Source organism: Tissierella pigra (assembly GCF_009695605.1).
Taxonomy (GTDB): Bacteria; Bacillota; Clostridia; order Tissierellales; family Tissierellaceae; genus Tissierella; species Tissierella pigra.
On sequence record NZ_VUNQ01000013.1, the window covers coordinates 23,928 to 37,250 of the forward strand.

General features: G+C 29.3%; 16 protein-coding genes and 1 riboswitch. All 16 genes read left to right on the forward strand.

Annotated elements, in window-relative coordinates; translation table 11 throughout:
* Positions 1–162: 162 nt before the first annotated feature.
* The 16 genes from FYJ83_RS19645 to FYJ83_RS07645 all read left to right on the forward strand — a co-directional run bounded on the left by FYJ83_RS19645 (position 163) and on the right by FYJ83_RS07645 (position 13,313).
* Positions 163–336 carry a hypothetical protein gene (locus FYJ83_RS19645; protein WP_195837947.1) on the forward strand — a complete coding sequence of 58 codons (174 nt, stop codon included), beginning with the start codon at positions 163–165 and terminating at the stop codon, positions 334–336.
* A gap of 91 nt (positions 337–427) precedes the next feature.
* Complete coding sequence (locus FYJ83_RS07575) at positions 428–1,087, forward strand: TIGR01906 family membrane protein (protein WP_154439726.1); 660 nt, start codon at positions 428–430, stop codon at positions 1,085–1,087.
* A complete protein-coding gene (locus FYJ83_RS07580) occupies positions 1,071–1,673 on the forward strand; it encodes a hypothetical protein (protein ID WP_154439727.1) in 603 nt (200 codons plus the stop codon). Before FYJ83_RS07575 ends, FYJ83_RS07580 begins: the two co-directional genes overlap by 17 nt.
* 30 nt (positions 1,674–1,703) lie before the next feature.
* Positions 1,704–1,797, forward strand: a riboswitch (THF riboswitch).
* Positions 1,798–1,866: 69 nt separating this feature from the next.
* Complete coding sequence (locus FYJ83_RS07585) at positions 1,867–2,403, forward strand: folate family ECF transporter S component (protein WP_154439728.1); 537 nt, start codon at positions 1,867–1,869, stop codon at positions 2,401–2,403.
* A 57-nt stretch (positions 2,404–2,460) separates the two neighbouring features.
* Positions 2,461–3,582, forward strand: a complete 1,122-nt coding sequence (gene aroC, locus FYJ83_RS07590; protein ID WP_154439729.1) for a chorismate synthase — start codon at positions 2,461–2,463, stop codon at positions 3,580–3,582.
* Positions 3,583–3,585: 3 nt separating this feature from the next.
* On the forward strand, positions 3,586–4,608 hold the full coding sequence (gene aroB, locus FYJ83_RS07595) for a 3-dehydroquinate synthase (RefSeq protein WP_154439730.1): 1,023 nt from the start codon (positions 3,586–3,588) through the stop codon (positions 4,606–4,608).
* Positions 4,609–4,617: 9 nt separating this feature from the next.
* Positions 4,618–5,862 (forward strand): 3-phosphoshikimate 1-carboxyvinyltransferase, encoded by a 1,245-nt coding sequence (gene aroA / locus FYJ83_RS07600; protein ID WP_154439731.1) that lies wholly within the window; start codon positions 4,618–4,620, stop codon positions 5,860–5,862.
* Between the two features lie 67 nt (positions 5,863–5,929).
* Complete coding sequence (gene pduL / locus FYJ83_RS07605) at positions 5,930–6,502, forward strand: phosphate propanoyltransferase (protein WP_154439732.1); 573 nt, start codon at positions 5,930–5,932, stop codon at positions 6,500–6,502.
* 12 nt (positions 6,503–6,514) lie between these two features.
* Positions 6,515–7,165, forward strand: a complete 651-nt coding sequence (deoC, locus tag FYJ83_RS07610; RefSeq protein ID WP_154439733.1) for a deoxyribose-phosphate aldolase — start codon at positions 6,515–6,517, stop codon at positions 7,163–7,165.
* Between the two features lie 75 nt (positions 7,166–7,240).
* Positions 7,241–7,693 carry a YhcN/YlaJ family sporulation lipoprotein gene (locus tag FYJ83_RS07615; RefSeq protein ID WP_195837948.1) on the forward strand — a complete coding sequence of 151 codons (453 nt, stop codon included), beginning with the start codon at positions 7,241–7,243 and terminating at the stop codon, positions 7,691–7,693.
* A 130-nt stretch (positions 7,694–7,823) separates the two neighbouring features.
* Positions 7,824–9,098, forward strand: a complete 1,275-nt coding sequence (gene yfmF, locus FYJ83_RS07620) for an EF-P 5-aminopentanol modification-associated protein YfmF (RefSeq protein WP_154439735.1) — start codon at positions 7,824–7,826, stop codon at positions 9,096–9,098.
* A gap of 40 nt (positions 9,099–9,138) precedes the next feature.
* Positions 9,139–10,428 carry an EF-P 5-aminopentanol modification-associated protein YfmH gene (gene yfmH / locus FYJ83_RS07625; RefSeq protein WP_216585247.1) on the forward strand — a complete coding sequence of 430 codons (1,290 nt, stop codon included), beginning with the start codon at positions 9,139–9,141 and terminating at the stop codon, positions 10,426–10,428.
* Positions 10,429–10,491: 63 nt separating this feature from the next.
* On the forward strand, positions 10,492–11,235 hold the full coding sequence (lgt, locus tag FYJ83_RS07630; protein WP_154439736.1) for a prolipoprotein diacylglyceryl transferase: 744 nt from the start codon (positions 10,492–10,494) through the stop codon (positions 11,233–11,235).
* A gap of 212 nt (positions 11,236–11,447) precedes the next feature.
* Positions 11,448–11,879: a division/cell wall cluster transcriptional repressor MraZ gene (gene mraZ, locus FYJ83_RS07635; protein WP_154439737.1), complete on the forward strand. Its 432-nt coding sequence runs from the start codon at positions 11,448–11,450 to the stop codon at positions 11,877–11,879.
* A 14-nt stretch (positions 11,880–11,893) separates the two neighbouring features.
* A complete protein-coding gene (rsmH, locus tag FYJ83_RS07640; RefSeq protein ID WP_154439738.1) occupies positions 11,894–12,853 on the forward strand; it encodes a 16S rRNA (cytosine(1402)-N(4))-methyltransferase RsmH in 960 nt (319 codons plus the stop codon).
* A 1-nt stretch (position 12,854) separates the two neighbouring features.
* Positions 12,855–13,313, forward strand: a complete 459-nt coding sequence (locus FYJ83_RS07645) for an FtsB/FtsL family cell division protein (protein WP_154439739.1) — start codon at positions 12,855–12,857, stop codon at positions 13,311–13,313.
* Positions 13,314–13,323 lie beyond the last annotated feature (10 nt).

Consider the following 13,323-nt stretch of genomic DNA (forward strand, 5'->3'; position numbering starts at 1 on the left):
TAGAACTTATATGATATTGAAATATTGTTTCCATATATTAGTTTAAATATTCAAATTAGAGTTTAAATTAAGCTAGAAAGTAGGCAACAATTAAATAGTTATTAGTATAAAAGATTAAGTATTAAACATAATAAACATAGAGGATAAAAAGGAGGCATTGAAATGGAAACAAATGAAACTTTTCAAGAAATAAGGGACAGATTTATAGCAGCAGACTTAGATACCAAAATTGAAATATATACAACTGTTCAGGGATTATCAGTGGAACAGTATAAAGAACTTTTAAGGGTTTTTCCAATTAAATATTTAGATAAATTAGAAAAGGCAATGGGGTAGAATATAAGGATTGAGAAAATTTTCTCAATCCTTATATTTTTCAGAGAATATGTGGTAATATATAGTAAAGTTTATTTAGGGGGGAATAGATTTGAAAAAAATAGCTTTAATTATTTTAGTATGTACTTTATCTTTATTTTGTCTTTTAACGGCAGTTGAAATAAATGCTTTTAATACAAAATATTATATTAATTCTTATAATAAATATAATATTACGGAGACAACGGGAAAAAGTATTCAAGAATTACATAATATTACAGAGAATTTATTGGATTATTTAAATGGAAAATCAGAAGAGGAAGTTTTAGAACTTGATTTTAATGAACGAGAAATTCTGCATATGAAGGATGTAAAAATTCTTTTTAAGAATGGATTTACATTAAAATATATATTCCTCATAATATCCTTTACTATAATTATGTATTTTATAATAAATAAAGAAAGAAAAATATTAGGAAATTTTATTTATAAAGGTTTATTTATAAACTGGATTGCTTTAGGTTTATTAGGTATTATGATACTTTTTGATTTCAATAAATATTTTACTTATTTTCATTATATATTCTTTACCAATGATCTTTGGTTACTGGATCCTAATACAGACTTACTTATTCAAATGTTACCAGAGGAGTTTTTTAGCTCTATGGCTATAAATATTGGGTTATCCTTTTTATCTTTTGTGGCAATAATACAGATTATAGGTTATGTCATAACTAGGAAAGGAAGAGGAAAGGATGAAAAGGATATTTAAACATTTAAGGGAAATAAGTAAAAAAAATGAAAGACAAAAAGTTTTGGACAATTTCTATACAAAACAAATGAAAAATGGAAAGACCATAAGAGCAGATGCTATGGATAAAATAGCTTTAGGTATTATTATATGGATTGGACTAGTTATATTAATAAATAAATTGATAAAGAATTTCTTCGTATCGGTTTTTATAAGTTTAATATTTGGAATATTTATGACAATCTATCTGAGAAAATTATTTTTAGAATCAAAAAATAAGAAGATAAAGGAGATTCAAAATGAATATAGAGTAAAGCTTGAAGAAGAAAAAGGAATTTCACCTGACGAAGATATAGAAGATTATATTATAAATAGATATTATGAGAAGAAAGAAGAAGCAAAAAAGAACTTCAACTTTCTCAGTAAAGATAAGATAGTTAAATTGTATTTTTTAGCAGTTATATTTTATATAACTGGATATTTATCAGCCTATCCTATGTATTATAAAATCATGGGAATAATCTCATTTATTATGGCAACATTTATTGGTTCATATAACATAACAGAATATATTAAAAAAAGTAATAATAAGGATTTACTTAATTAGTATTATAAGTTATAATAAGTTAGTTAGTTAGACAGAGTAGGTAAAGAGCGTCAAGTGTTAAGGGATGGGAAGTTGCCCTTAAACGAAAGACAAAATCTGCGATTCTTTAACCGCGTCCGCTGAAACATTAAAGAGACTCCTTAACTTTAGTGTGGCAGTTGCCTGTCACTAACAAAAGAAAGGAGGATATAAAATGAATATAAGCAAAAAGGTTAAGACAAGAACTCTAACTCAAGCAGCATTTTTAGTAGCACTTTCCATTGCTTTAACAAGATTTGGATCCATCATGATACTTCCTACATTGAGAATAGGATTTGGTGAGACTCCAATAATGTTAAGCGGAATGTTGTTTGGACCAATAATTGGAGGAGTATCTGGTATTGCTGCTGACTTATTGGGTATTATGATTAATCCTCAAGGTCCACCACATTTAGGATTTACATTGAGTTCATCATTATGGGGTGTTATATCTGGTCTTTATGTAATGTATTTTAAAAAGAAGGATATAAAGACAAATGTATTTTCTACAGTTAAGGTTGCTATCATGGTAATTACTTGCTATTTAGTAATTTCTATTGGATTAAACACCTATTGGTTATCTCAGTTATACAATAAAGGTGTTATTGTAATTTTACCTAGTAGAATTTTATCGGCGGCTATTAATATACCAATTCAAGTTATTATAATCACGTATTTAGGACGATATCTTAAAAATATAGCATCAAGATAATAGACAAGAAAAAGACTTCTACCTTATGGTGGAAGTCTTTTCCATAAGGAGGTAAAAATGATAAGATTTTTAACAGCAGGAGAATCTCATGGAGAATCTTTAACAGGAATAATAGAGGGTATTCCTGCTAATTTATATATAGATATAGATTTTATAAATAAAGAGTTAAGGAGAAGACAGAAAGGATTTGGCAGATCTTCGAGAATGAAAATAGAAATTGATGAAGTAAATATATTGTCTGGAGTAGGAAATGGATTTACAACTGGAAATCCCATAACCATATCCATTGAAAATAAGGGCAGAAATATAGAATTAGTGGAGGTCATTAAACCAAGACCAGGTCATGGGGATTTAGTAGGTGCTTTAAAATATAATCAAAAAGGTGGCAGAAATATTTTAGAAAGAGCATCTGCGAGAGAAACAGCCATGCGTGTAGCCTTAGGAAGCATTTGTAAACTTTTTTTAAAAGAGTTTGATATAGAGATATACAGCCATGTTATAAATATTGGAGGAATAGAGTCAAAAACAACATACTATACAGGAGTTGAAATAGAAAGACTTGCAGAAGCTGATAAGTCAAATATACAAGTAATTGATGAAAAAATAGAAGAAAAGATGATAGGTAAAATTCAAGAAGCCATGGAGGAGGGAGATACTTTAGGAGGAATTATAGAAGTTATAGTTAAAAATCCACCAGTAGGATTAGGAAGTCATTCTAGTTGGGATATGAAATTAGATGGAAAACTAGCTGCTGCCATAATTAGCATACAAGGGATTAAGGCAGTTGAATTTGGACTTGGAGGTAAAGCGTCTACGACTAAAGGCTCAGAATTTCATGATGAGATTATTTATGATAGTAAGTTTAGGAGAAAAACCAATAATGCAGGAGGAATAGAAGCTGGAATATCCAATGGGGAAGATATAGTAATACGTGGAACTATGAAGCCAATACCCACTTTGAAAAAACCTTTAGATACTATAAATATAATAAGTAAAGAAAAGGCAATAGCTCAATTTGAAAGATCAGATGTATGTGCAGTGCCATCTGCAAGTATAGTTATGGAAAATGTAGTTGCTTATATAATAGCTGATGAATTCTTGAAAAAATTTGGTGGAAATTTTTTAGAGGAAACCAAAGCAAACTATAATAATTATCTTAAATATTTAGAAAGCAGGTAAAAAATGAGATATAAAATAATAGACAATATATGGTCAGAATTAAAAGATTATATAAATAGACATAAATTTCTTCTTATAACAGATAGAAATATTTATAATATATATAAAGGACATATAGAAAAGCTAATAAATGATGAAGATGATATTTTAATATTAGAACCAGGAGAAAATAGTAAGAGCTTAGAAGAATTGATGAATATTTATAAAGTCTTAATTGAGAAGAATTTAGATCGGAATGGAATAATTTTAAGTCTTGGCGGAGGGGTTGTAGGAGATATATCAGGATTTGCTGCTTCTACATATAAACGAGGAATAGATTATATTCAAATCCCTACAACTTTATTGTCACAGGTAGATAGTAGTATAGGAGGAAAGACTGGTATAGATTTTTTAGGGTATAAAAATATAATAGGAACATTTTACTTTCCTTCCATGACTCTGATAAATCCATTATTTATAAATACTTTAAATAAAAAAGAAATTACCTGTGGTTTAGGAGAAATTATAAAATATGGTCTAATAGAAGACTATGATTTTTTCAAATATATTGGAGAGAATATTGGAAATATATATAACAAAGATAAAAATATATTGACATATATAATTGAAAAATCTGTAGAGATTAAATCATTTATAGTAAATAAAGATAAGCTGGATTTAGGACTTAGACAAAAGTTGAATTTTGGACATACAGTAGGACATAGTATAGAATCTTTATTTAATTATGAAAGATATAATCATGGTGAAGCTGTTATACTTGGCATGATATATGAAACAACTATTGCCTATGAAAAAGGCCTTATATCTGAAGAATATTATAATGAGATTAGAAATATACTGATACCTTTAGTAGAGCCAGTTGGATTTAATGAAAATGAAGTAAATATACTGTTAAATTATATGAAAAAAGATAAAAAAAATAAGAATGATAAAATAGGATTTGTTCTACCAGTAGATAAAGGAAAGGTAGATATATTCTATGATATAGATGAATTGACTATAAAAAAAATATTGATGATGATATAGAGGTGAAATATGGAGATTATAGGGAAAAAAAGTTTAAAAGGTGAAATAAAGGTTCCTGGAGATAAGTCTATTTCTCATAGAGCAGTAATCTTTGGTTCCATTAGTGAAGGTGAAACTGTTGTAGAAAACATTTTATTGTCAGAAGATGTTTTAAATACAATTGAATGTTTTAGAGAAATGGGTGTAGATATAGAAATAAATAAGGAAGAAAATAAGCTGAGAATAATAGGTAATGGTCTATATGGATTAAAAAAGCCGAAAAAGTCCTTGGATTGCGGAAACTCAGGAACTTCCATGAGATTATTAGCAGGAGTATTAGCAGGGCAAAACTTTGAATCTACACTTATAGGTGATAGTTCTTTAAGTAAAAGACCAATGGATAGAATAATTAATCCTTTAAGGAAAATGAATGTAAATATTCATGGTGTAGATAATAAGTATCCACCTATAAGTATTTGTCCTTCTAAAGAACTATATGGTATAGAATATACTCTACCTATGGCAAGTGCACAAGTAAAGTCTGCAATTCTATTAGCCTCTCTTTACGCTAAAGGAGAGACTAAAGTCATAGAAAAAAAGACTACTAGAGACCATACTGAAAGAATGATGGAGTATTTTGATGAAGATGATTTTAAGGGAAAGAATATTTATGTGCCTGGGGACATTTCATCTGCCGCATTTTTCATAATAGGAGCTAGTATAATGAAAGACTCCTCCATAGTTTTAAAAGATGTTGGGATAAATCCTACAAGGACTGGAATTATAGATGTTTTACAATCCATGGGTGGAAATATAGGAGTAAAAAATATAAGAAATATAAATAAAGAGCCTATAGGAGATATATATGTTTCTTATTCACCACTTATGGGAATAGAATTAGATTCAGCTATTATAGGAAGATTAATAGATGAAATCCCTATAATAGCTGTAGGCGCTATGTTTGCACAAGGGAGTACTATAATTAGAAATGCAGAGGAGCTAAAGTACAAGGAAACCGATAGGATTCATGCTATAGTTACTGAACTAAGAAAAGTAGGAGGAGATATAGAAGCCTTAGAAGATGGTTTGATTATAAAAGGTACAAGTACTTTTTATCCAGGAGTATTAGATTCATATAATGACCATAGAATTGCTATGGCTTTATCTATAGCAGCATTAAATATAGACGGAAAGTCAAAAATTAATGATGATAGATGTATAAACATCTCTTATCCTCAATTCTATGAGTCTCTTCAGAAGATAATAATGGAATAAACTTTGATTTTTTATATACAAAGTCTTATAATAAACCTATGGTACATAAAATATAGGAGGAATATAAATGAAAACACAATTACCAATAGCACTTTCAAATCGTCATATACACATAAGCCGAAAGGACTTAGATACTTTGTTTGGTGAAGGATATGAATTGACTAAAATGAAGGATTTATCTCAACCAGGACAATATGCTTGTGAGGAAAAAGTAGATGTAGTAGGGTCAAAAGGTACATTAAAGGGAGTAAGAATATTAGGACCTACTAGGTCGCAGACTCAATTTGAATTATCTATATCAGATGCGTTTTCTCTTGGTGTAAAACCAATAGTTAGAAACTCTGGAGATATAGCTGGTACTCCAGGAGCAAAAATAATTGGTCCAAAAGGTGAAATTGAAATAGAAGAAGGAATAATAGTAGCAGCAAGACATATTCATATGCACACTGAAGATGGAAAAGACTTTGGTGTAGCTGATAAAGATATAGTAAGTATAAAAGTAAATGGTGAAAGAGGTTTAGTATTTAATAATGTATTAGTTAGAGTAGCAGAAAGCTTTGCTCTTGAAATGCACATAGATATAGAAGAAGGAAATGCTGCAGGAGTTAAAAATGGAGATTTAGTTGAATTAATTAAATAGTGGAGGTATTTAATGAAAAATATATTAGGAATGATAGACCATACAGTTTTAAAGCCAGAAGCTACAATTAATATGATTGAAACTTTATGCAAAGAGGCTATGGAATATAATTTTGCTGCTGTTTGTGTTAATCCTTACTATGTAAGATTATGTAAGGAAATATTAAAAGATTCAAAGGTTAAGGTAGCTACAGTAATTGGTTTTCCTTTGGGAGCCAATACAAAAGAAGTTAAAGCATTTGAAACTATAGATGCTATAAAAAATGGTGCAGATGAAATTGATATGGTAATTAATATTGGAGCATTGAAACATAAAGACTATGAATTAGTTAAGGAAGATATAAAAGCTGTAGTAGGTGCTGCAAAAGGAAAAGCCATAGTTAAAGTAATTATAGAAACCTGCCTATTAACAGAGGAAGAAAAAGTTAAGGCTTGTGAACTTTCTATGGAAGCAGAAGCTGATTTTGTAAAGACTTCAACAGGATTTTCAACTGGTGGAGCAACTATGGAAGATGTAAAACTTATGAAATCTATAGTTGGTGAAAAACTAGAAGTCAAAGCCTCTGGAGGAGTCAGAGACTTAGACTCTGCAAAACAAATGATTGAAGCAGGGGCTACAAGACTTGGAACTAGTTCAGGTGTAAAAATAGCAAAAGAAATATAAAAAAATATAAAAAAATCCTTTTTCTTGTTATAAAATTTGGAAATTATGAAAGACTATAATAAGAGGAGGGATAGATTGAAAAGATATTTATTATTTATTTTAACTGTGGTGGTGGCTTTTCAAGTTGGATGTAAGGATGTAGTTCGTAAGGAAATAGTAGAAGTAGAAGAACCAGAACATAGTTCTATAGAAGTAGCAGTTGAAGATAAGCTAATAATCGATAGATCAGAAGATTTATCAGACTATGTAGTTGAATTATTTGGTGTAGATGATGCAGCTACGATTATTTTCAACGATGTAGCACTGGTTTCTGTCATTATGGCTTATGATACTGAACTTACAGATGATACTAAGGAAATGATCAACAACTTGGTATTGGAAAAGGATCAGGAAATATCACAGGTAGTCATATCAAATGATGAAAAAACATTTTTTCAAATTGTAGAGATTATGGGAGATTTAATGAATGGCTCATCCTATGACAAATACGTTGGTCAAATTAGCAAACTTGTTGAAAAAAATAAATAGACAACAAAAACCCATTCTAAGGAGTGGGTTTTTGTATTTTTTTACTTATTTCATAATATTAATATAAGTAACAAATTAAAATTTGGGTATAGTAAAATAAGGTAATGCAAATAAGAGGGAGGAATAGAAATTGAACTTAAAATCAGAAAGAATACAAATTGATAATGGAATCCATTTAAATCTAATCTATACAGATAAATTTAAATCAAACTTACTTAGCTATTATTTCCTAAGACCACTATCTAAAGATGAAGTTACTAAAAATGCACTACTTCCGTTGGTACTTAAAAGAGGTACAGAAGAATATGATACAAACTTAAAAATTCAAAAAAAATTAGAAGAAACTTATGGTGCTAACTTTAGTATATCTATAAATAAAAGAGGAGAAAAACAAGTATTAAGATTTACTGTTGAATCTATAAATGGAGATTATGTAGGAGATAAAGATAATATCTATGAAGTAATCGACCTTTTAAAAGATATTATATATAATCCAACTTTAGAGAAGGGATATTTCAGAAAGGATTATGTAAATCAGGAAAAAGAAAATTTAAAAAACAGAATTGAAGGTAGAATCAATGATAAGAGGTCCTATGCACTAGATAGATGTATAGAAGAAATGTGTAAAAATGAAAAGTTTAGCATATATCCATTGGGAAAAGTAGAAGATCTAGATGGTATAGACGAAAATATATTATATGAACATTATAAAAATGTAATTATCACCAGTCCTATGGAGATATTTTATGTAGGAGAATATGATGCAAAACTAATAGAATATATTAAAGATATAGGTAAAATAGAAAGAAAAGAACTTCTAAATATACCAAGAGAACAGATCATATCTGGAGTTCAAACTAAAAATATGGTAAGCGAGGATTTAGATGTAACTCAAGGTAAATTAGTTCTTGGTTTCAGAACAGGAATACCTTATGAGGACAGATTATATAATGGGCTTATAGTAGCCAGTGATATATTAGGTGGAGGTCCAAATTCTAAACTTTTTAGAAATGTAAGGGAAAAGGAAAGTTTAGCTTACTATATTACATCTACTATTTATAAATATAAATCTATAATGTTAATAGATGGTGGAATCGAGTTTCAGAACTTTGAGAAAACTATAGATATTATCAATGAACAATTAGAAGAGATGAAGAAAGGAAACTTTACAGAAGAGGATATAGAAATATCAAAAAAATCCATAAAGTCCTCTACAGAATCCATTCGAGATAGTGCCTTTCTTATATCAGAATACTTCTTTAGTCAAATATTATCTATGGATAATCGTTCTTTGGAAGAAATCTTAGAGGATATTGATAGTGTAACTAAAGAGGAAATAGTAGAAGCTATATCCCATGTAGTTCTAGATACTATATATTTTATGAAAAGTTCTAAGAACCAATAACCAATTAGATATTAATGGAATAAATTTGGGAGGTAAGAAATTGGATATAAAAATATACGAAAATGATAAAATAAAAGAAAAACTTTTCTTTAAAGAGCTAGCTTCAGGATTAAAGATTTATTTTATGCCAAAAGAAGGCTATACGAAACAATATGCAATATTTTCTACTAATTATGGCAGTATAGATAATATATTTGTACCTATAGGAGAAAAAAAAGCCATAGAAGTCCCAGAAGGTATAGCACATTTTTTAGAACATAAACTCTTTGAAGAGCCAGAGGAAAATATATTTGATAAATTTTCTAAGTTAGGTGCAAATGTCAATGCTTATACTAACTTTACGCAAACAGCTTATCTATTTTCATCTACTGAGAATTTTTATGAGAATTTAGAGCTATTAGTACATTTTGTACAGCATCCATACTTTACTGATGAAAATGTAGAAAAAGAAAAGGGAATTATCGCCCAAGAAATAAATATGTATAGAGACAATCCAAATTGGAGAGTGTTTTTTAATTGTTTAAGAGCTATGTATGGTGAACATCCAGTTAAAATAGATATAGCAGGTACTGTAGAGAGTATTCAAGATATAAGCAAAGAATTACTCTACAAATGCTATAATACTTTTTATAATCCAAACAATATGGTTTTATTTATTGCAGGAGATCTTTCATTTGACGAAATACTAAGGGTAATAGATAAAACAGAAAGAAAAGATTCCAAGAAAATAGAAGAAGTAAATAGAGTGTTTAAAGAAGAACCAAAGGGAGTAAGAGAAAACTTCATAGAAGAAAGTATGATGACTTCAACACCTTTATTCTATATAGGTTTCAAAGATGAAGATATAAATCTATCTGGAAAAGAAAGAGTGAAAAAGGATTTAATGACCAACTTTATCCTAGATATGCTTTTTGGCTCCAGTTCTATATTTTACAATGAGCTTTATGAAGAAGGGATTATAGATAGTAGCTTTGGAGCATATTTTACAGGTAAAAAATCATATGGACATTCTTTAATAGTAGGAGAATCTAAAAAACCAAAGGAAGTTTATGAAAGGGTAATGAATTTATTTGAAAAGGATCCACAGTCTATTTTAAATGAAGATGATTTTAATCGTATTAAAAGAAAAAATATTGGTGGATTTTTAATGTCTTTTAATTCAGTAGAGTCCATTGCCAACAATTTTATTGACCTTTATTTTGAAGAAGTCCTTTTAATAGATTATCTTGAAATTTTAGAATCCATTGAATATAAGAATCTTATTGAAAGATTGAAAAAACACTTTGTAAAAGAAAATGTAGTGCTATCTATAATAAATCCCTTATCATAATGGAAAATTAACATCATTTGTGATATACTAAGCAAATGATATATTATGAGAGGTGGTTTTAATATGGATCCAGTTGCATTTCAAATATTTGGACTTGAAGTAAGATGGTATGGAATTTTAATTGCCATGGGAGTGCTTATAGGTACTATAATTGCACTTAAAGAATCTAAAAGGTTGGGAGTTGGAGAAGAACCATTAATAGATTTATTGATTTGGGCAATTCCTTTAAGTTTAGTAGGTGCAAGAGCTTATTATGTAATCTTTAGTTGGGATATGTATAGAAATAACCCAATAGAAGCATTAAATATCAGAAATGGTGGCTTAGCAATTCATGGTGCCGTGATTATGGCTATTATTGTGGCAATTGTATTTACTAGAATTAGAAAAATAGATTTTTGGACCATAGCAGATGCTTGCGGACCAAGTTTAATATTAGGTCAATCTATAGGGAGATGGGGCAATTTTATAAATCAAGAAGCCTATGGAAGACCTACAGATTTACCTTGGGGAATAATCATAGATGGAGTAAAAGTTCATCCTACTTTTCTTTATGAATCAGTTTGGAACTTTCTAGTATTTATATTTCTTCTTTGGTATGGAAGAAACAAGCAAAAAATTAGAGGGGAAGTATTTCTCTTATATCTATCCCTATACTCCTTTATTAGATTCTTTGTTGAAGGGTTAAGAACAGATAGTTTAATGTTTGGAAGTATTAGAGTAGCTCAACTTGTAAGTGTAATAGGATTTATAATTCCCTTGTGTATTTTATATATAAGAAGAAAAAAGAATGCAGAAATAAAATCTTAGCTATTGGTAGAAAATACCAATAGCTTTTTTTATGTCATTTTTCTATCTAATACCTTGTTGAAAAGTCGAAAAATGCAAAAATGTGACAAAAGTACTATTATATTTTTGATAAAAAAAGGTGGAAGGTTTTCTCAATTTAGTATAGAATAGTATATGTAGTGGTGGAAAGTGGTAGAAAGTGGTGGAGAATATATACTAAGTGAGTGGTTCATATGTTTATTGGTGAATATCAACATACTTTAGATACTAAGGGAAGAATAATTATGCCCTCTAAATTTAGAGAATCTTTAGGGGACGAATTTGTTATGACTAAAGGTCTTGATAACTGTCTTTTTGTTTATCCTAAAAATGAATGGACTATTCTGGAAGAAAAACTTAAAACACTACCACTAACCAATCGTGATGCAAGGGCCTTTATTAGATTTTTCTTTTCAGGTGCCAGTGAAGGAAACTTGGACAAGCAAGGAAGAGTGCTGATACCGTCAAATCTTAGAGAACATTCTAAACTAGATAAAGAAGCTGTAGTTATAGGAGTATCTACAAGAATAGAGATTTGGAGTAAAGAAGAGTGGGAGTCATACAATAATGATGATAATTTAAGCTATGAAAGCATTGCTGAAACCATGGCTGAACTTGGGATATAACTGGGGGAGATAAAATGAATTTTGAACATATATCGGTTTTACTAAATGAAGTATTAGAAGGATTAAATATAAAAGAAGATGGTATATATGTAGATGGTACATTAGGTGGTGCTGGCCATTCATCTCATATAGTCAAAAGGCTGACTACGGGAAAATTAATAGGTATAGATCAAGACTTAAATGCTCTTAAAAAAGCAGAAGAAGTTTTAGCTGAATATATGGACAAAGTAGTATTAGTTCACAATAATTATGAAAATATAGATGATGTATTAGATAAACTAGAAATTAAAAAGGTAGATGGTATTCTCTTAGACTTAGGGGTTTCCTCTCACCAGCTAGACGAAGAAACAAGAGGGTTTTCCCATAATAAAGACGCAGAACTAGATATGAGAATGGATAATACAAAATCCTTTTCTGCTTGGGATGTGGTTAATAAATATTCAGAACAAGAATTAGAAAGGATAATATGGGATTATGGTGAAGAACGATGGGCTAAAAGAATAGCGAAGTTTATAGTGGAGGAAAGAAAGTCTCATACAATAGATACTACATTTCAACTAGTAACTGTTATTAAAAAGGCAATACCAAAAGAGGTTCGTAAAGATGGTCATCATCCTGCTAAAAAGACTTTTCAGGCAATCAGAATAGAGGTAAATAGAGAGTTAGATGTACTAATAGATTCTATTCCAAAAATGATAAATAGGTTAAATCCTCAGGGAAGATTGGCTATTATTACATTTCACTCTTTAGAAGATAGAATTGTTAAAGAAGGATTTAGAGAGTTATATAAGGACTGTATTTGTCCTCCACATTTACCACAGTGTATTTGTAATAAAGAAAGAGAAATTGAAATAATAACTAGAAAGCCCATAGGACCTAGTAAAGAGGAAATCAATTTAAACCCTAGATCTAGGTCGGCAAAGCTTAGAATAGCAGAGAAACTTAGTGTTCTAAATGGAAAAGGGGGAGAATAAATTGTTAGTAGCAAGGGAACTAAAGTATTATCCTACAGAGGAAGTAGATATACAAAAGAAACCAAAGAGAAAGCCAAAAAAGGTACAACAAAAAAAGAAAAGAAATAATAGCCTTGCAAAATTAATGATTTTAAGTATTCCATTGTTTTTCTTAGGAATAGCCTTATTAATATTATTTAGATATGCCAATATAACTGCTGTAAGACAGGAAATAACAAAATTAGAAAGAGAAAAGGCGGAACTTGAAGTACTTAAACAAGATCTAATAGGAGATTTAGAAGGAATAAAATCTTCAACAAAGATAGCAGAAGATGCAATAACAAAACTAGGAATGAACTATCCAGATGAAGGACAGATAGTATATATTGCAGTAAATCAAAGTACAATAGATGATTTAGAAAATACCAATAAACAGAGTCCTTTGAAGAAGATATTTAGTATAGTTGCAAACTTATTTTAGGAGGTAATAT

Bases quoted from the DNA above. Each gene is read 5' to 3' on its own strand.
- mraZ (WP_154439737.1), top strand. From the start codon at position 11,448: ATGTTTATTGGTGAATATCAACATACTTTAGATACTAAGGGAAGAATA.
- pduL (WP_154439732.1), top strand. From the start codon at position 5,930: ATGAAAACACAATTACCAATAGCACTTTCAAATCGTCATATACACATA.
- rsmH (WP_154439738.1), top strand. From the start codon at position 11,894: ATGAATTTTGAACATATATCGGTTTTACTAAATGAAGTATTAGAAGGA.
- FYJ83_RS07580 (WP_154439727.1), top strand. From the start codon at position 1,071: ATGAAAAGGATATTTAAACATTTAAGGGAAATAAGTAAAAAAAATGAA.
- lgt (WP_154439736.1), top strand. From the start codon at position 10,492: ATGGATCCAGTTGCATTTCAAATATTTGGACTTGAAGTAAGATGGTAT.
- FYJ83_RS19645 (WP_195837947.1), top strand. From the start codon at position 163: ATGGAAACAAATGAAACTTTTCAAGAAATAAGGGACAGATTTATAGCA.
- deoC (WP_154439733.1), top strand. From the start codon at position 6,515: ATGAAAAATATATTAGGAATGATAGACCATACAGTTTTAAAGCCAGAA.
- aroA (WP_154439731.1), top strand. From the start codon at position 4,618: ATGGAGATTATAGGGAAAAAAAGTTTAAAAGGTGAAATAAAGGTTCCT.
- aroB (WP_154439730.1), top strand. From the start codon at position 3,586: ATGAGATATAAAATAATAGACAATATATGGTCAGAATTAAAAGATTAT.
- aroC (WP_154439729.1), top strand. From the start codon at position 2,461: ATGATAAGATTTTTAACAGCAGGAGAATCTCATGGAGAATCTTTAACA.
- FYJ83_RS07585 (WP_154439728.1), top strand. From the start codon at position 1,867: ATGAATATAAGCAAAAAGGTTAAGACAAGAACTCTAACTCAAGCAGCA.